The organism is Ulvibacter sp. 2210JD10-4 (assembly GCF_058148525.1).
Map to the genome: position 1 here is coordinate 1 of NZ_JBYVJZ010000001.1, position 16,929 is coordinate 16,929.

Below are 16,929 nucleotides of genomic sequence, written 5' to 3' on the forward strand. Positions count from 1 at the left end.
CTACACTTGTGGAAGAGTAGGTCGCCGCCTTCTTTTTAAAACCTTCATCTTGTAAGATGAAGGTTTTTTTGGTTATAGACAATTAATACCAATAATTACAGTTTTTTAATTTAGTATAGAATATATTAATGGATCAAAGTAGAATAGAAGAAATTTGGAACGTAGCCTCACACGGGATTGGTATTCTACTGGGCATTGCCGGACTCATATTGTTATTATTATTTGATTCGGCTAAAACAGCCTATAGCACAATGAGTATCTTGTTATATTCCATCTCTGTCATTGTACTTTATTCAGCATCTACCATATATCATGCGATTAATCATGTAAACTGGAAGAATATATTCAGGCGTATAGATCATATTAGTATATATTTTCTGATTGCAGGAACCTATACTCCGGTTGCATTAATTACTTTAGAAGAAACTTCAGGGTGGCTCATTTTTTGGATCGTATGGGGAATAGCTGTTTTTGGAACGATTTTAAAGGTGTTTTTTACGGGAAGATTTGAAGCCCTTTCTTTATTGTTATACCTGGGAATGGGATGGTTAATTGTTATTGATTTCAGCAATTTAGTCTCTTTGCAATCATCTACAGGAATCAATTTGCTATTGCTGGGAGGTGCTTTTTACACACTTGGAATTGTGTTTTATGCTGTAAAAAAGATTCCATATAATCATGTAATTTGGCATTTCTTTGTTTTAGCCGGAAGTATTTCTCACTTCTTCTTTATTTTTCTTGATGTTATTTAGAAATGTGTTTCTTCAGAAATTAAATTATATAGGCGATCACAAACCCCAATATAATAGTAACTAATTTTGCCAAATTGAATTTGTGATCTTTACTGCTCTCATATAATATGGTAGTAGATACATGGAGGAAGATACCAATAACAATGGCTGTAATTTCGGTGTAATATGTTTGCAAAATCTGGAAACCGGATAACCAATTTCCCAAAGGGGTCATAAGAGCAAATAGCAGCATGAAAGTTATGGTTATTGTTTTGCTGTAATTGGCTTTAATAAAAAAGAAAGATAAGATCAATGCCACAGGGATTTTATGTATTATTACTCCAACCAGAATATTATTATTGTCAGAAATAGGGAATCCTTCCAGTAATGCATGGATAGAGAGACTAATAAACAATAACCATGGGAAATTCCTTTTTTCGGAGTGAATGTGAATATGGCCGTGTTCTGCTCCTTTGGAAAAGAACTCGAGACATATTTGAAGTAAAATACCTCCCATAATAAAAATTCCAATACGTTCTGTCGGCATTTCAAAAACCTCCGGAAGCAATTCAAGAATCGTCATGGACAATAAAAAAGCTCCGCTAAATGCAAGATAAATTGACATTTGCTTGACCTCTTTGATCTTAAAACTGGAAGCAATGAAGTATCCAACAGCAACTGCTAGAAAGAGTAGTAGGTATATCATTAGTTAAAGATAAGAATTAATCTTTCTGAAGTTTTTTCATCGAAAGGATTTAAGTGATAATCTCCAAAACAATGCAACAAGTTTGCATTGGCTTTTTCAAAATAAACTTTGAAATCATTTAAAGTAATAGCTTTGACTCGTTCGGTAAAAAAATGATCTTTAGTATTGTGAGTAAATTTAATATCTTTAAAAATATATCCATCTTCAATGTATTTTTCAATATTGAATGTTATCCCATCTATATTCTTAGTTTCAGAAGCAATAATATTCTCTTTTACATAGGCAACGTTCAAAAAATCAATAACACCAAAGCCATTTGCTTTTAATCCTGCCTTTATTGCTTTTATGGTCCGTAAATTATCTTCTTCTTTTTCAAAATAACCGAAGCTGGTAAATAAATTAAATATGGCATCAAATTTTTCAGAAAAAGGAATGGACATATCGTGAACTCTAAAATGAAGCCGCTCATTTTCAAATTGCTTTGCATGAGAAATACTTGAAGGCGAAAGGTCTACTCCAATTACTTTATAACCTAGTTTGTTAAGATAACTTGAATGACGCCCTTTTCCACAGGCAAGATCAAGGATTTCCGAGTCTTTAGATAGCTTCAGGAATGCGGTGAGTTGATTCATAAAAAAACCGGCCTCTTCATAATCCCTATCCTTATAAAGTATGTGATAGTATGGAGTATCAAACCAAGACTTGTACCAATTATCGGTTTCTTTTTGCATGAATAGATTTTTGCAGTGCTAAAATACTGTATTTTTGCAGGACTTTACGAAAGACACTATGGGAAAAAATTTTAATATGGTAGCCAAGACCTTATACGGCTTGGAAGATTTGTTGGTACAGGAGTTGCGGCAATTAGGTGCTTCTAATATTGAAGCAGGGACCAGGAATGTTTCTTTTGAAGGTGATACAGGTTTTATGTATAAAGCAAACTTGTGTTGTCGTACTGCCATTAAAATTTTAAAACCCATTACCGCTTTCAATGTTTTTACGGAAGAAGATCTCTACAAAAAAGTATATGCAATTCCCTGGGAAAATTATATGGATGCAAACGGAAGCATTGCTATAGATTCAACGGTTTTTTCGAAACAATTTACACACTCTCAATATGTTTCTTTTAAAACAAAAGATGCCATTGTAGATAGGTTTCGTGATAAAGAAGGAGAACGTCCGAATGTAGATCTGGATCATCCTACATTACGTGTTAATATACATATTGACAGAAACATTTGTACGGTTTCTTTAGATAGCTCCGGACAATCTTTACACAAACGGGGATATAAGACCGAAAATACTATAGCGCCTATCAATGAGGTATTAGCTGCCGGAATGATTATGCTTTCCGGCTGGAGCGGCCAATGTGACTTAATGGACCCTATGTGTGGTAGCGGGACCTTTTTAGCCGAAGCAGCAATGATAGCATGTAATATCCCTCCAAACCTAAACAGGGATGAATTTGGTTTTGAGACCTGGCCCGATTTCGATGTAGATCTATATGAATTGATCGAAGGTTCTGCTTTAAAGAAAATTAGGGATTTTCATTTTAATATCTATGGTTTTGACACTGATGCTTTTGCAGTTAAAAAAGCGAAGCAGAATATTAAAAATGCTAATCTTCAAGAATTTATTGAAATTAAAGTTCAGGACTTTTTTAATAGTAAAAAAGAAACCGGACGTCAATTGTTTATGATCTTTAATCCTCCCTACGATGAACGAATTTCTGTAAATGATATTGAAAAGTTCTACGGAAATATTGGATCTACATTAAAACATGGATATCCGGGGACACAGGCATGGATGATCACCAGCAATATGGAAGCTTTAAAGCATGTGGGATTGCGCCCTTCCCGAAGAATAAAACTCTACAATGGAAAATTAGAGAGTAAATTTGTGCATTATGAAATGTACGAAGGAAGTAAGAAAGCTAAAAAACAATAATCATTTTTTAAAAATAGGGATCAAATAGGAAATGGAATATCCATAACCTACACCAAACTCACTAAAATCATAAGTTCTGTTAAAGCCCGGAATGTATAAATTGTCAAAGTTTTCAGGTTTGTCTTCGGAAATATTTCGCTTCAATTGAAGATTAATAGATAGATACAGGTTATTAAAGACCTCAGTTTTTACTCCTACAATAAACTCTGCCCAATGGGCTGTTAGCCCTGTAAATTCTTGAGGGTCTGTTCTAAAAGAAGCAGGGAAGGTCTGATTGGTTGTATAAATACCATATGCCAATAGATCCTGTGTAAAAGTAGAAAACCCATAGCGAAGTCCTCCATGTATAGCATTGTTCATGCCCAACCAATTGTTATACGCATTGAAATCGAAACCTATCTTTGCATAACTTCCAGAGGTTTTTGAATTTAAATTAGCTTCAAAGCGGTCTTTTTTCTCGTTCCCTATTTCAGCAGCAACGTAAAATCTTTCAGAAACGCGAAAATCACCGATGATCTCAAAACCGGAATATCCATCTTCCAATAGTGTTCGTAATGGTTTTGAGATATCTGCACCCAATCGCAATCCGTATTTTTCATTTTTTTTGGAAATAGAATCGTTTGTTTCGGTTTCCTGTTGTGCCATCCCTGAAAATGACACGAACATCATACTAATGCAAAATAGTAATATGTGCTTGCGTTTCATTTTCTATGGTTTGGTTTAATATTTCAATGGATACGATCCAGTTAGCAGTCCCCTCATCTTCCAGATTTGCTAAAAGATCACTGTATACTGTTTTAAAAGCACAGGCTCTATTTACATAGATATCTTCATGGTTATAAGTAAAGCCCAGAATATCTGTATTCGGATTAGTCCCCTCATCGTCACTTTTAAAACGGTAGGCGGTTAAATTTGCACCTGGATTTAATGGAATTGCAATAGAATCTGTTGAAGTTTGTGTTATAACTTGTGTGCTGTTACCATCAGCTGTTTCGATAGTAAGGTTAGGTACTTCTTTGGCTTCAAGTGGATTTGCACTATTTTTAAAAGTAATGATAAGTAGGGGAGTTGTTGCTGTTCCTTCTGAACATATATCGTCCCGGGTACAGCCATTTAGGACTGTAAGAAGAGTAATTACTAAAATAATTTTTTTAAGCATAAGCATTTTCTGAAACAACTTCAGAAGAATTTATCGTTTTTCCAAAAGTACAACATTTTCCACGTGGTGTGTTTGCGGAAACATATCTACCGGCTGTATCTTAGTTACTTTATAATGGTAATCCAACAAGGCTAGATCTCTAGCTTGTGTAGCGCTGTTACAACTTACATACACAATTTTAGGAGCTGAAATAGCCACTAGTTGTTGTACGACAGCAGCATGCATTCCATCTCTTGGTGGATCTGTGATCACAACATCTGGCATTCCATGTTGTTGAATAAAATCTTCGTTAAAAACTTTTTTCATGTCACCCACGTAGAATTCAACGTTTGTAACATTATTTAATTGCGCATTTTCCTTGGCAGCTTCAATAGCTTCAGGGACAGCTTCCACACCGATTACTTTTTTTGCTTTTTTTGCAATAAATTGTGCAATGGTACCGGTACCGGTATAGAGGTCAAATACTAGTTCGTTTCCGGTTAACCCCGCAAATTCCCGTGTGATTTTATATAATTCGAAAGCCTGTTCACTGTTGGTTTGATAGAATGACTTTGCATTTATCTTAAATTTCAGACCTTCCATCTCTTCAAAAATGTGGTCTTTCCCGGCATAACAGATGACTTCCTGGTCGTAAATAGTATCGTTTCCTTTTGTATTTACTACATAAAGTAATGAAGTGATCTCCGGAAACTTCATAACAATGGCATCCAGAAGCATTTTTCTATTTGTAACGTCTTCATGAAAGAATTGAAGCAACACCATGACGTCTCCGGTTGTAGAAGTCCGGATCATTAGTGTACGCAAAAAACCTTCTTGCTTTCGGGTATTATAAAAGGACAGTTTTAATTCTTCGGCCTTTGCTTTTACAAAATCCCGAATTGCATTACTGGGATCACGTTGTAGATGACATTTATTCAGGTCCAGGATTTTGTCCCACATTCCGGGAATATGAAAACCCAGGGCATTTTTGTTTTCAATCACCTCTTCACTTTGTATTTGCTCCAATGTAAGCCACTTACTATCACTAAAGGAGAATTCCATCTTATTTCGGTAAAAGTATTGTGCTACAGAGCCTAAAATGGGTTGAATTGGGGGTATTTCAATTTTTCCGAGGCGAATTAAATTGTTTTCAACTTCTTTTTGCTTAAAATAGAGTTGGTGCGCATAACCCATATGTTGCCATTTACACCCTCCACAGGTCCCAAAATGTTCGCATTTTGGTTCAACACGCTTTTCAGAATATTTTGAAAAAGAGACTGCAGTACCTTCATAGTAAGCTTTACGTTGTTTCGTGGTTTGAATAGTAGCAACATCACCAGGAACAGCATTATTTATAAACACTACCTTACCATCCGGAGCTTTGGCAATTGTTTTTCCTTTTGCACCGGCGTCTATAACGACTAAATCTTCAAAAACTTTTCGGACTTTCTTTTTTCTGGACATTGCGCAAAAATAAGAATAGCAAAACATATTCAAATAAAATATTGGGCTTATCTTATAAAAACAAATAAAAAATGAACCTTTCATATTTTTCAACGTCTTTATAATAGAAATGAAAGTGTTAAATCTCCATAGGCGAACTTATAAACAACCAAAAGCTGTTATCGCTCAATTGTTACAAACACTTGCAACAAAAGATGATAGGGTGTGGCCAAAGGAATATTGGCCGGCAATACGGTTTAAAAATGGTTTAAAAGTTGGATCTCATGGAGGACATGGTATAATTCGATATTCGGTAGAAGCTTATACCGAGGGAGAGTTTATTCAATTTGGTTTTACACAGCCCAAAGGATTTATTGGATATCATAAATTTCAGATAAATGAGGTGTCTCATGATCTAACAGAAGTGGTTCATGAAATTAGTATGAAAACAAAAGGGTTAGATTCATTAAAATGGGCTTTTGTTATTCGTTGGCTACATGATGCTCTAGCAGAAAATGCATTAGATAGAATTGAAAATCATTTTTCAGAAAAAAATAAAAGAACACCATGGAGTCTTTGGGTAAAGTTCTGGCGATTTATCTTTAAGCTGAAATTTAAAGCTTGAAAACAAATAATACTACAGACGGCGATTTGGTTAAGCAATTTCAATCTGGAAATGCAAATGCACTTACAGAATTGGTAAGACGCTGGCATAAACAATTTTGTGAAAAGGCCTACTGGATTGTTAAAGATGTAGATCAATCTAAGGATATAGCTCAAGATAGTTGGAGAACGATTATTACTAAAATTGAAGATTTAAAAGAACCAAATAAGTTTGGTGGTTGGGCGTTACGAATTGTGTATTCTAAAGCACTGGATAGTATAAGAGTCTCCAGTAAAAGGCGTTTACAACTAGAAGAATTTGCTAAGGAACAATCCCAAGTAGAAGAAGAGTGCCATGAAAACAAACAATTAAAAAACGAACTTTTAAAAGCCATCAAAGCATTACCGGTAAAACAGCAGCTGGTTATTAAACTATTTTATGTTGAAGAGTATTCTTTACAAGAAATAGGAGCTTTTCTGAATATTTCTGTTGGTACAGCTAAATCTAGGTTGTTTCAAGCAAGAGAAAAATTGAAGAGTATATTAAAGTAAAAGAAAATTAATAACAGATTTCCACTTTCTTGGAAAATCCAAACACATTTATTATGAAAACAAATATGGAAGATATCGATCAACTTATTAAAGAGACATTAACTCAAGAAGAAGCAAAGTTTTATGATCAATTAGACGAACAAAATGCTTTTCAAATGCTTATGGGGCTTTTTAATGGGAAAAACAAATGGCTTCTTGTTGTGATGAATATTATGACCTTTATCTTTTTTGGACTCTTTGTGTATTGTACGGTTCAATTCTTCAATACAGATGACACTAACGAGCTTATAAAATGGGGTATTGGAGGCATCACTTTTTTATTGGGCGTGAGTATGTTAAAAGTATTTGCCTGGATGCAAATGGACAAAAACGCATTGCTACGGGAAATTATACGTTTAGAGCTGCAAGTATCGTCATTGTCCAGAAAATTATAAGAATAAGTTTTTAGCAAATAACTAATATTTGCTAAATTGCGAACCTCTAGGGATGATTTCTCTCCCACGCTGCTTTTTCGTAATTCTTCGAAAGAATAAAGGTACAGAAGGAATGGTTATTTTATTCATTTAAAACAAAATTAAAATGGCTGTTTTAGACCAATTAGCTTCGCAAAAAGCGATCGATTTAGAAAACCGGTATGGTGCTCATAATTACCATCCACTTCCTGTTGTATTAAATAGAGGAGAGGGTGTTTATGTATGGGACGTTGACGGTAAAAAGTATTATGATTTTCTTTCAGCATATTCTGCTGTAAACCAGGGACACTGTCACCCAAAGATTATTGACGCAATGGATAAACAATCCAGAATGCTTACACTCACTTCCCGTGCTTTCCATAATGATATGCTAGGGAAGTATGAAAAATTTGCCTGTGAGTATTTCAATTTTGATAAACTCTTACCCATGAATACAGGCGCAGAAGCTGTTGAAACAGCTGTTAAGCTATGTAGAAAATGGGCATACGAGAAAAAAGGTATTAAAGAGAATGATGCAGAGATCATAGTTTGTAATAATAATTTTCATGGGAGGACAACAACGATCATTTCTTTTTCTAATGATCCGGTAGCAAGAAAGAATTTTGGGCCTTATACTAAAGGTTTTATCAAAATAGCGTATGATAATCTTACCGAATTAGAACAAGTTTTAACTACAAATAAAAACATTGCAGGCTTTTTAGTGGAACCAATACAGGGTGAAGCAGGAGTATATGTCCCTTCCGAAGGGTATTTAGCAGCTGCAGCTGCATTATGTAAAAAACATAATGTACTATTTATTGCAGACGAAGTACAAACCGGGATTGCCCGTACCGGAAAGCTATTGGCCGTAGATCATGAAAATGTAAAGCCGGATGTACTAATTTTAGGAAAAGCTTTAAGCGGGGGGGCCTATCCTGTATCTGCTGTTTTAGCTAATGATGATATCATGGGTGTAATTAAGCCTGGAACACATGGATCTACCTTTGGAGGAAATCCTGTAGCAGCAGCAGTTGCAATTGCTGCCCTGCAAGTTGTAAAAGAGGAATCCCTTGCCGAAAATGCAGAAAGACTGGGAAAATTGTTTAGAAGTGAATTAAACAAGTATATAGAGACTAGCACTATTGCAAAATTGGTTCGTGGAAAAGGGTTGTTGAATGCAATTGTAATTAACGATTCAGAAGAAGGTGACACCGCATGGAATATTTGCCTTAGGTTAAGAGATAACGGATTATTAGCAAAACCAACGCATGGAAATATTATTCGTTTTGCTCCACCTTTGGTTATGAATGAAGAACAACTGATGGATTGTGTTTCCATTATCATAAATACATTAAAGGAGTTTGAATAATACTTTATTTCGTATTTTATATAAAACAAAAAAAGCGGCTATTTAGCCGCTTTTTTATGATTGAAATACAGAAAATTATAATCCATATTGATCCATTAGGTCTTGGTTCATATTCATAATACCATCCATACCAATAGTGGCAAATAAGAATATTACATAACCTAAATATATTACATTTAAGATAATACCTATAATAGCTAAGATCTTACCGGTTTTTACATTTTGGTAACCGCTATACTGCTCAGGATTTTCCATATATAATGCTGTAGCTTTTTTGGCCATCACCATAGCGATGATACCAAAAATCAATCCCAGGACCCCATAACAACAACATGTTACAATGGATATAATCCCAAAAACCAGAATGAGGGTTGAATTAGGTAATTTTTGTTTTTCCATAATTGAAAGTGTATTTAGTTGATTAACAGTTATAAATTTAAATTAAATAATTTAAAATTACTATGTAATGAAACAATTTCTAAGGATTTAGAGTACATTACTCATCTTAATGACATAACTAACTATAATAATAGCAATGTTTATGAAGATGAGTGCTACTTTGATTTGAAAGGCGTATTTAAACTTTACAAAAAAATTGAAAATAATAAATCCAACTAACAGAAGAAGTGTATATATGGCCGGATACATTTTAAAAGCTGCTATAAATTCACCTCTAAAAAGTAAGGCTGTAGCACGTTGGATGCCACAGCCTAAACATTCTACCCCGAAGATTTTTTTATTCATGCAATCAAGCATATGGTCTTCGAGTCCTTCTAGAATCATGAAGGTTTATCTTTTATTGTGAATAGTCATCTTATAATCAATAGCAACATTATCCACAGTTGTTAACTTTACTAAATACACACCATCACTTAAGCTTGCAGTTGAGAAAGAAAAATTCCTAACCGGGCCTATATTGTTTTGTGTAATAACTAGCTTCCCTGCCATGTCATATATATGAGCAGTTTGGATATTATATTCTTCAGGGTTGTTAACTTCCAGTTGAGCTACAGAATTGTTCTGGAAAAAGTCAACAGACGCTCTTACTTGTTCAACAGAAGTAGCTTTTGTTGCTAGGCCGGTACTATTACCGTCATTGATGTCGTTATTGGGGTTATTTCTAAAAACAATATAAAATCTGTCCTTATAGTCTCCTGCCGGTAAAAATAAATTGGCAGAGTCACCTCCGGTTATTTTATAAGCCGTATTATCTGAAGTATCCAATAAATATGCAGCAGTCGTTGGTAAATTAACTTCTTCAACAGCCTTAACGCTTATTGGAAATTCTTTATCCAATTCAAAAGTAATAGCAATTCTTTTTGTAGGATCAAAAGGAACCGTTTGAATAACGAAAGGTTTGATATTTGAATCTTGCCCAACAGGTATAGGGAAATATGCTTCCCCTTTAGACGCATCCATAGGATGTCTTCCGTCAAAACCTCGGTCATAACCATTAGTTGACTCATCAGATAAGGCTAAAACCATATCTCTATAATGTGATTCACCAAAAAAAGTATGTATTCTTAGCTGCGGAATTCTATTATCTGGTCCATCAACATTTCCATCACTTGGATCTATACCTACAGAAAGAGAAGAAAATGCATTATCATCTCCCGGGTTTCTGAATTGAGAATCGTTTGCAGCTCCCTCTACTATATATCTTCTGTGACTGTTTTTAAAAGTAATAGTCCCTGAATTAGTGGCAGTATATATCATAAACCCTTGGCCTATAGGAGCAAAACGCCTGTCGTAACTTGCCCCGGCACCTATACTTCCTCCGGATGGATTACCGGCAGAGTCATAATTTAGGAATAGGGGAAGGGTATATATTCCATTTTCAGTAGTACCGTTTGGATCTGAAGCTCCGGGAACATAAACTCCATAACCACCTTTATTGGCAGTAAACATGTGTGAATCTATAGTTCTGTCTTCATCCCAGTACCAAAATTCTGTTATTTCAGTATTGTCCGGATCCCAGAAAACACGATTTAAGTCTAATGCAGATGGATAAGGGTTACCAGAAAGTACAGCTTCTGTTGCTACAACAGTAACATTTATGTTTCCGTTGTTCGGGCGGCCTCTAAAGTCATACTTTTGGTTGTGGTTTGTTGTACCCACACCTTTCATGGTAAATCCTTGGCCAGCAGCTACATTATTATTTAAATGTATCGCCTGCCATGGGCCTCCTGAAGGATATTTATATAGCCATCTTCTGGATATTGTTAAAGGGGATTCTGTTCCATTAACAGTGGTTGTTGTAGCAGTTACTACCGAATTGGTCACCGAAAGGGAGTCATACACTCTCAAAATCCCAAAATTTTGATTGCCACTTGCTCCTAAAGTTTGATTTCCAATTGGGGAAGACCAGAACGAATAATCCCAGGCATCATCATTTGGCGCATTCTGAATAACAGAAATATAACCAGTTCCGCTATTAGTAGAAGCTGTAGCCCCTTGAATTAGTTGTGACTGGTTTCTAAGATAAATACTTGCTTGCTCTGTTCCAGCATTGTTTTCTACAAGATTTACATCTTGTTCAACAAATAAAATCTGATCATTTACGTAAACATAAGAATCTGTGGCTCCATTTGGAGTAACATAAAGTTGGGCGACAGCCACAGAAGAAGTCAGCAGCATTGCTGTGAATAGTAGTAGGTTTTTCATTTTTACTGGTTTATATGGTTAATTTTGGGGGAAAATCTTACCATTTCCGGGGTAAATTTAAAAATATTTTTCAATAATAATGTAAAATCCATAAAAAATCCTATAATTTTAGCATATAAAATGTTATAAATTTCCTACAAAAAACTTAAAATAAACAGGTATTTTCCTTCAAAATCTACTACTCTTTTTATGAAAATTGGTGATAAAGTTGCTGTGTTAGATGAGGATATTACGGGTGTGATCACAGCAGTGAAAGGGGATAAGGCAACTATCTTAACAATAGATGGCTTTGAGATGCAATATTCTAAAAACGAATTGGTTGCGCAACCTGAGACACTTTCAAATAAGGAGATTTTTACTCAAAATATTTCAGAAATTATTTCCGAAAAAGAAACCAAAAAGAACAAGAATTCGAAGAAAGTTAAGCCGAAAGAACGAATTTTGCCTCCAATGGTGGTAGATCTTCACATACACCAATTGGTAAATAACCAAAAAAGGCTCAGTAACTACGATATGTTGACCATACAAGTAGACACAGCAAAAAGACAGCTTGAATTTGCCATAAAGAAACGAATTCAGAGAATTGTATTCATACATGGCGTCGGGGAAGGCGTATTAAAGACAGAATTGGAATTTTTATTTAAAAGATATGATAATCTGCAGTTTTATGATGCTGATTACCAGAAATATGGCCGTGGGGCTACAGAAGTATATATTTTTCAGAATAAAAAGACCGGGCTTTAAAACTCGGGAGTAACAGTCTCTGTTTTGTCAACAACATTTAGTTTTTCTCCCAGATCCAGTGATTCCTGAATAATTTCTTCCTCGTTATTTGTTAACACTAAATTGGATAAGAACAAGCTAATGTTACTCGACAGATTATAGGTATGTGAGCGGTATTCATCAATTACGACTGAATTGGCCACTGCCGGATTCAAATAATCCGGCCCTATAGTTGCATCTGTGATCATAGATATAGGATTTAAACTTCCTCCTGCTTCGTATCGTGTTAATACACCGTCACCATCATCATCAGGGTCCAGGTAGTCATGTACACCATCCCCGTCAGAATCTCGAGGGTTTTCAGTGTCATCGCCAATTTCCAGTGCCGTAGGGACATTATCTCCGTCATCATCAATATCATAAAAATTCAATAAACCATCATTATCAGTGTCAAGTTCACTGCCAGCATCTTCTTCTAAGGTGTCGTTATCATCAAGAGTAGTTTCTGTAATCAAGGTTGCCACCCCTGAAGCTCCAACATAATCAGCAGTTACGGTAGGGCTGGTAGGAGGAATGTTGTTGCAAAAGTAATCCCCTGTAATCTCTCCGTCATAATTACGATAATTCACAACATTGGAAGTTCCGTCAAGACTTATCTCCAGCGTGCTGCTTTCCAAAAATAGTTCATCTGTGGTACTTATGCTCAATGAAATACTTTCTGCGGAAGCGCTGTTTATTTTATAAAACACATATGCGCCAACATCTCCACAGGTTTCGAGACTGGCATCTTCAAAGTCAAAAGTAGTTACAATAATATCTCCGTCATTACACGAATGAAGAAGGCTAAAAAACGCAATTAGCGCAAGTAGTTTTTTCATAGTTTTTTCTGAAAAATTCTGAACAAATACAAAGTAACACATTTCTTTATAATTCTATCCGTTTAAAAATATTTTAATATGTATTTTTGCGACTATGAAAAAAGTATATTTCGATAGCGCAGCCACTACCCAATTGAGAAGTGAAGTAATTACATGTATTTCTGAAGTTTTAAAAACTGAATACGGAAATCCTTCATCTACACATTCTTATGGAAGATCATCTAAATCTTTACTTGAAAATGCAAGAAAAGAAATTGCAGGCTATTTAAATGTTTCAGCTGCCGAAATAATTTTTACTTCAGGAGGTACCGAAGCCGATAATTTAATACTAAATAGTTGTGTAAAGGATTTGGGAGTTAACAGAATCATCACAAGTAAAATAGAACATCATGCAGTATTACATACGGTTAGTAATCTGGAGGAAGATCACGGAATTAGAGTTGACTATGTCAAACTAGATGATTGCGGCGCTGTGGATTACAATTCTCTGGAAGCATTGTTGGAAAATAGCTCGGACAAGACACTGGTAAGCTTGATGCACGTAAATAATGAAATAGGGAATATCCTGAATATAAAAAAGGTAGCAGATCTGTGTAAGAAGCACAATGCACTATTTCATAGTGATACTGTGCAGTCTGTTGGTCATTACGAGCTGGATCTTTCTGAAATTCCTGTAGACTTTGCAACAGTAGCTGCTCATAAATTCCATGGCCCAAAAGGTGCAGGCTTTGCATTTGTACGTAAAAACTCCGGATTAAAGCCAATTATACATGGGGGAGCTCAGGAAAGAGGCCTCCGTGCAGGGACTGAAGCAGTTTATGCTATTGCCGGAATGGCTGAAGCTTTAAAGTTATCGTATCTAAACCTGGAAAAAGAACGGAAATACATTACTGAAATTAAAGACTATTTTAAAGAGAGAATAATCTCAGAGATTCCTGGTGTAAAGTTCAATGGTGGCTGTGATGATAATGAAAACAGCACCTATACTTTATTGAATGTATGCCTTCCTATTTCAGCCGAAAAGTCCTTATTACTCTTATTTCAATTGGACCTAAACGGAATTGCCTGTTCTAAGGGGAGTGCCTGCCAGAGTGGAAGTGATAAAGGTTCGCATGTATTGCGTGAAATTCTTTCCGAAGAAGACCTGGAAAAGCCTTCCATCCGTTTTTCTTTCTCAAGTTTTAATACAAAAGAAGAAGTAGACTACGTAATTGGCGTCCTGAAGACATTCATTGAAAGTTAATTAAAACTTCATAGTAGCCCTTACGTTAAAGACCCTTGGCGTTAAAAAGTTAGGGACAGAATACTGAACTTTTGTATATACATCTCTTACAAAAGTATTTGTTATCGAGTTTCTCACATCAAAGATGTTGAAAATTTCTGCTCCTATGGTTAATTCTTTAAATGGTTTTAACCAACCACTATCACGCAGCTTGTCCTTACTTACAATTACATAAGAAACTCCAACATCAGCACGTTTGTAATCCGGCAACCTTGTTTGAAAGTCATATGGATCGGCATAGCTGGGTGAACCTCCCGGAAGTCCGGTATTATAGACCATATTCAAATACATTTTAAGATCGGGAATTATTTTCACGTAATCCTGAAATAATACTCCAAACTTCAACCTTTGGTCTGTAGGACGGAAGATATAACCTCTATCTTCAATGTTTTCCTCTGTTTTTAGATATCCAAAACTTACCCAGCTTTCCGTTCCGGGTACAAACTCACCAGCCAAGCGCAAATCAATACCATACGCATAAGCTACTGCATTGTTTCTGGCACGGTATCTAATTCTAACGTTTTCCAGAGTATATGGGTTTACGTCGGTTAGGTTTTTATAATATGCTTCGGAACTGAGTGTAAAGGGTCTTTCCCATAGGTCAAAACTATAATCATTCCCCAATACTATATGCACGGATTGCTGTGCTTTCACTCCCGGGCGTACCGTACCTGTAGAATCACGTAATTCTCTGTAAAAAGGTGGCTGGTGGTACAATCCCCCGGAAAGCCTGAAGAGCATATCCATTTCCCAATCTGGTTTTAACGCTATTTGACCCCTTGGGCTAAAAACCGTTTGCGTTGTACTTGTGATCCCTTCACCATTTACGGTCCAGTTATGTGCCCGAACACCAGCATTTAGCCATAGTTCTGTATTGTTGCCAAGCGTATCTCTTCGACTCCACTGTGCATAACCGGAAATTCTGTCAATTTGCACATCATTTTGCGCTCTGATGTCGGTAAAAGGTACTATAGGTGCATCAAAAGGAGTATAAGGCTGTTCATTTATGAAATCAATAATAGGAGGGCGTATAGAGAATCCTGCAGAGTCAATGATCTCGTATTCCTGAACCCGGTCCCGGATATCTTCACGTGTATATTTTATACCGTATTCAATTTTATTCTCTTTCAGAGAAATATTACCCTTGTGTTCAACATTGATAATGAGGGCATCCAGATCATTACGCGCATGAGTTAATTGCCCTCCAATTCCTTCGGTAAATTCTACTTCACCAAGGTTTTCACCCCCAATATCTGTATTTACTTCCCCAAGGCGGTATTCGGCTAAAATATCAAAATACTCCTGCTCTGTGGTTTGGTATGCTGAAGCAATGAATTTTGCAGTATAGTTATCTGAAGCCACATAGGTTCCTTTAAAAGCGCCAAAATATGTGTTGTAACGATCTTCTTCCTGGCCTTCATAAAAAACCAATAAGGCAACTGGGTCTGCCAGTGTTCCAAAATTAGTTTGTCGTGTTAATGGTTTATAGCTGTAATCGTTTATAGAAACGTTACCAAGAAACCCTAGTTCAAACTTGTTGGTGAATTTATAGGTAAGGTAGGTTTGTGCATCTGCAAATTTTGGTTTGAAATTAGTTTCGGTCTGTTTCGCCTCTACAAACAGGCTATTATCCCTATAGCGTAAGCCAACAATCCCGCGTAAGCGTTCACTTTTAGAAATTCCTTCTACAGAAACACTTGCTCCTAAAAGGCTAATATCTGCTGATGCTCCAAAACCAACCGGCTGGCGATATTCTATATCCAGTACCGAAGATAATTTATCGCCATATTTAGCTTGAAACCCTCCTGCCGAAAAATCAACAGAGCGTGTAAGCTCACTATTTACAAAACTGAGCCCTTCCTGCTGTCCGCTTCTAATTAAAAAAGGGCGATATACTTCAATATCATTTACATATACCAGATTTTCATCATAATTACCTCCCCTAACATTGTATTGTGTACTTAATTCATCATTTCCACTTACCCCCGGTAAGGATTTCAATAAGTTTTCCACCCCTGCATTGGCACCTACCATTTTCCTGATCACATCCGGGCTTATGGTTTGAATACCTTCAATTTGTTTTTGTTTTTTTCTAGAAATTACAACCTCACCTATCTGGGCGATATCGGTTTTCATAACAGGATTAACTTCATAATTGGCATTAGGCTCTAATGTAATTGTTAATTGTACATTCTTAAAGCCTACATATGAAAAAGTAAGAGTTATGCTCTCATTAGCCGGAATTTCAATTAAATAATACCCGTTTATATCGGACTGAGTTCCTCCGCCTGTACTTTTTAGAATATTAACACCTGGTAATGGTTTATTATTTTCATCTAAAAGGACCCCTTTTACAGTCGCATTTTGAGCAACAATTGTTGCTGTTACAAATAAAAATAGAAGTAGTGGTAGTACGTTTTTTGTTTTCAAAAGTAAATAGT

At 35.8% G+C, this 16,929-nt stretch carries 18 protein-coding genes; 8 read left to right on the forward strand and 10 right to left on the reverse strand.

Translation table 11 applies throughout. The features are described 5' to 3' along the window. Window positions 1-128: 128 nt before the first annotated feature. Window positions 129-752, forward strand: coding sequence for a PAQR family membrane homeostasis protein TrhA (gene trhA / locus ACY2RT_RS00005; RefSeq protein WP_490153815.1), 624 nt, complete (start codon window positions 129-131; stop codon window positions 750-752). A gap of 19 nt (window positions 753-771) precedes the next feature. Here trhA and ACY2RT_RS00010 read toward each other — a convergent pair whose 3' ends face one another. Both ACY2RT_RS00010 and ACY2RT_RS00015 read right to left on the reverse strand, forming a co-directional pair. Next, complete coding sequence (locus ACY2RT_RS00010; RefSeq protein ID WP_490153816.1) at window positions 772-1,437, reverse strand: ZIP family metal transporter; 666 nt, start codon at window positions 1,435-1,437, stop codon at window positions 772-774. Beyond that, window positions 1,437-2,168 carry a class I SAM-dependent methyltransferase gene (locus ACY2RT_RS00015; protein WP_490153817.1) on the reverse strand — a complete coding sequence of 244 codons (732 nt, stop codon included), beginning with the start codon at window positions 2,166-2,168 and terminating at the stop codon, window positions 1,437-1,439. The genes ACY2RT_RS00010 and ACY2RT_RS00015 overlap by 1 nt, the downstream gene beginning before the upstream one ends. Before the next feature lie 58 nt (window positions 2,169-2,226). Between ACY2RT_RS00015 and ACY2RT_RS00020 the strand changes: the two genes are divergently transcribed. Further along, window positions 2,227-3,384, forward strand: a complete 1,158-nt coding sequence (locus ACY2RT_RS00020) for a THUMP domain-containing class I SAM-dependent RNA methyltransferase (protein ID WP_490153818.1) — start codon at window positions 2,227-2,229, stop codon at window positions 3,382-3,384. Here the strand turns inward: ACY2RT_RS00020 and ACY2RT_RS00025 are convergent, their stop codons facing one another. Genes ACY2RT_RS00025 through rlmD form a run of 3 tightly spaced genes read right to left on the reverse strand, consistent with a single transcriptional unit; the run spans window position 3,385 to window position 5,986 of the window. Continuing rightward, window positions 3,385-4,089, reverse strand: a complete 705-nt coding sequence (locus tag ACY2RT_RS00025; RefSeq protein ID WP_490153819.1) for a DUF6048 family protein — start codon at window positions 4,087-4,089, stop codon at window positions 3,385-3,387. After that, on the reverse strand, window positions 4,055-4,543 hold the full coding sequence (locus tag ACY2RT_RS00030; protein WP_490153820.1) for a DUF6452 family protein: 489 nt from the start codon (window positions 4,541-4,543) through the stop codon (window positions 4,055-4,057). Before ACY2RT_RS00030 ends, ACY2RT_RS00025 begins: the two co-directional genes overlap by 35 nt. Window positions 4,544-4,573: 30 nt before the next feature. Beyond that, complete coding sequence (rlmD, locus tag ACY2RT_RS00035; RefSeq protein WP_490153821.1) at window positions 4,574-5,986, reverse strand: 23S rRNA (uracil(1939)-C(5))-methyltransferase RlmD; 1,413 nt, start codon at window positions 5,984-5,986, stop codon at window positions 4,574-4,576. Window positions 5,987-6,095: 109 nt separating this feature from the next. Here rlmD and ACY2RT_RS00040 point away from each other — a divergent pair, with 109 nt between their 5' ends. The 4 genes from ACY2RT_RS00040 to rocD all read left to right on the forward strand — a co-directional run bounded on the left by ACY2RT_RS00040 (window position 6,096) and on the right by rocD (window position 8,941). Further along, window positions 6,096-6,590, forward strand: a complete 495-nt coding sequence (locus ACY2RT_RS00040) for a hypothetical protein (RefSeq protein WP_490153822.1) — start codon at window positions 6,096-6,098, stop codon at window positions 6,588-6,590. After that, on the forward strand, window positions 6,587-7,120 hold the full coding sequence (locus tag ACY2RT_RS00045; RefSeq protein ID WP_490153823.1) for an RNA polymerase sigma factor: 534 nt from the start codon (window positions 6,587-6,589) through the stop codon (window positions 7,118-7,120). The genes ACY2RT_RS00040 and ACY2RT_RS00045 overlap by 4 nt, the downstream gene beginning before the upstream one ends. Before the next feature lie 53 nt (window positions 7,121-7,173). Beyond that, window positions 7,174-7,554, forward strand: a complete 381-nt coding sequence (locus ACY2RT_RS00050) for a DUF6768 family protein (protein WP_490153824.1) — start codon at window positions 7,174-7,176, stop codon at window positions 7,552-7,554. 145 nt (window positions 7,555-7,699) lie between these two features. Next, complete coding sequence (gene rocD / locus ACY2RT_RS00055) at window positions 7,700-8,941, forward strand: ornithine--oxo-acid transaminase (RefSeq protein ID WP_490153825.1); 1,242 nt, start codon at window positions 7,700-7,702, stop codon at window positions 8,939-8,941. 75 nt (window positions 8,942-9,016) lie between these two features. On the opposite strand, the gene ACY2RT_RS00060 is transcribed toward rocD, so the two are convergent. The 3 genes from ACY2RT_RS00060 to ACY2RT_RS00070 all read right to left on the reverse strand — a co-directional run bounded on the left by ACY2RT_RS00060 (window position 9,017) and on the right by ACY2RT_RS00070 (window position 11,605). Continuing rightward, window positions 9,017-9,340: a CCC motif membrane protein gene (locus ACY2RT_RS00060; RefSeq protein WP_490153826.1), complete on the reverse strand. Its 324-nt coding sequence runs from the start codon at window positions 9,338-9,340 to the stop codon at window positions 9,017-9,019. 87 nt (window positions 9,341-9,427) lie between these two features. Beyond that, on the reverse strand, window positions 9,428-9,724 hold the full coding sequence (locus ACY2RT_RS00065; RefSeq protein ID WP_490153827.1) for a DUF2752 domain-containing protein: 297 nt from the start codon (window positions 9,722-9,724) through the stop codon (window positions 9,428-9,430). Between the two features lie 6 nt (window positions 9,725-9,730). Continuing rightward, window positions 9,731-11,605: a T9SS type A sorting domain-containing protein gene (locus ACY2RT_RS00070; RefSeq protein WP_490153828.1), complete on the reverse strand. Its 1,875-nt coding sequence runs from the start codon at window positions 11,603-11,605 to the stop codon at window positions 9,731-9,733. Window positions 11,606-11,794: 189 nt separating this feature from the next. Here ACY2RT_RS00070 and ACY2RT_RS00075 point away from each other — a divergent pair, with 189 nt between their 5' ends. Continuing rightward, complete coding sequence (locus ACY2RT_RS00075; RefSeq protein WP_490153829.1) at window positions 11,795-12,349, forward strand: DUF8465 domain-containing protein; 555 nt, start codon at window positions 11,795-11,797, stop codon at window positions 12,347-12,349. Here ACY2RT_RS00075 and ACY2RT_RS00080 read toward each other — a convergent pair. Continuing rightward, window positions 12,346-13,206, reverse strand: a complete 861-nt coding sequence (locus tag ACY2RT_RS00080) for a hypothetical protein (protein WP_490153830.1) — start codon at window positions 13,204-13,206, stop codon at window positions 12,346-12,348. The two genes, ACY2RT_RS00075 and ACY2RT_RS00080, sit on opposite strands and share 4 nt — an antisense overlap. Window positions 13,207-13,300: 94 nt before the next feature. Between ACY2RT_RS00080 and ACY2RT_RS00085 the strand changes: the two genes are divergently transcribed. Then, window positions 13,301-14,449, forward strand: a complete 1,149-nt coding sequence (locus tag ACY2RT_RS00085; protein ID WP_490153831.1) for a cysteine desulfurase family protein — start codon at window positions 13,301-13,303, stop codon at window positions 14,447-14,449. Here ACY2RT_RS00085 and ACY2RT_RS00090 read toward each other — a convergent pair whose 3' ends face one another. Next, window positions 14,450-16,918, reverse strand: a complete 2,469-nt coding sequence (locus ACY2RT_RS00090; protein WP_490153832.1) for a TonB-dependent receptor — start codon at window positions 16,916-16,918, stop codon at window positions 14,450-14,452. It lies immediately after the preceding gene. Window positions 16,919-16,929 lie beyond the last annotated feature (11 nt).

What these genes read in the sequence shown, in the direction of transcription:
- trhA (WP_490153815.1), top strand. Translation starts at nt 129, where the DNA reads ATGGATCAAAGTAGAATAGAAGAAATTTGGAACGTAGCCTCACACGGG.
- ACY2RT_RS00010 (WP_490153816.1), bottom strand. Translation starts at nt 1,437, where the DNA reads ATGATATACCTACTACTCTTTCTAGCAGTTGCTGTTGGATACTTCATT.
- ACY2RT_RS00015 (WP_490153817.1), bottom strand. Translation starts at nt 2,168, where the DNA reads ATGCAAAAAGAAACCGATAATTGGTACAAGTCTTGGTTTGATACTCCA.
- ACY2RT_RS00020 (WP_490153818.1), top strand. Translation starts at nt 2,227, where the DNA reads ATGGGAAAAAATTTTAATATGGTAGCCAAGACCTTATACGGCTTGGAA.
- ACY2RT_RS00025 (WP_490153819.1), bottom strand. Translation starts at nt 4,089, where the DNA reads ATGAAACGCAAGCACATATTACTATTTTGCATTAGTATGATGTTCGTG.
- ACY2RT_RS00030 (WP_490153820.1), bottom strand. Translation starts at nt 4,543, where the DNA reads ATGCTTAAAAAAATTATTTTAGTAATTACTCTTCTTACAGTCCTAAAT.
- rlmD (WP_490153821.1), bottom strand. Translation starts at nt 5,986, where the DNA reads ATGTCCAGAAAAAAGAAAGTCCGAAAAGTTTTTGAAGATTTAGTCGTT.
- ACY2RT_RS00040 (WP_490153822.1), top strand. Translation starts at nt 6,096, where the DNA reads ATGAAAGTGTTAAATCTCCATAGGCGAACTTATAAACAACCAAAAGCT.
- ACY2RT_RS00050 (WP_490153824.1), top strand. Translation starts at nt 7,174, where the DNA reads ATGAAAACAAATATGGAAGATATCGATCAACTTATTAAAGAGACATTA.
- rocD (WP_490153825.1), top strand. Translation starts at nt 7,700, where the DNA reads ATGGCTGTTTTAGACCAATTAGCTTCGCAAAAAGCGATCGATTTAGAA.
- ACY2RT_RS00060 (WP_490153826.1), bottom strand. Translation starts at nt 9,340, where the DNA reads ATGGAAAAACAAAAATTACCTAATTCAACCCTCATTCTGGTTTTTGGG.
- ACY2RT_RS00065 (WP_490153827.1), bottom strand. Translation starts at nt 9,724, where the DNA reads ATGATTCTAGAAGGACTCGAAGACCATATGCTTGATTGCATGAATAAA.
- ACY2RT_RS00070 (WP_490153828.1), bottom strand. Translation starts at nt 11,605, where the DNA reads ATGAAAAACCTACTACTATTCACAGCAATGCTGCTGACTTCTTCTGTG.
- ACY2RT_RS00075 (WP_490153829.1), top strand. Translation starts at nt 11,795, where the DNA reads ATGAAAATTGGTGATAAAGTTGCTGTGTTAGATGAGGATATTACGGGT.
- ACY2RT_RS00080 (WP_490153830.1), bottom strand. Translation starts at nt 13,206, where the DNA reads ATGAAAAAACTACTTGCGCTAATTGCGTTTTTTAGCCTTCTTCATTCG.
- ACY2RT_RS00085 (WP_490153831.1), top strand. Translation starts at nt 13,301, where the DNA reads ATGAAAAAAGTATATTTCGATAGCGCAGCCACTACCCAATTGAGAAGT.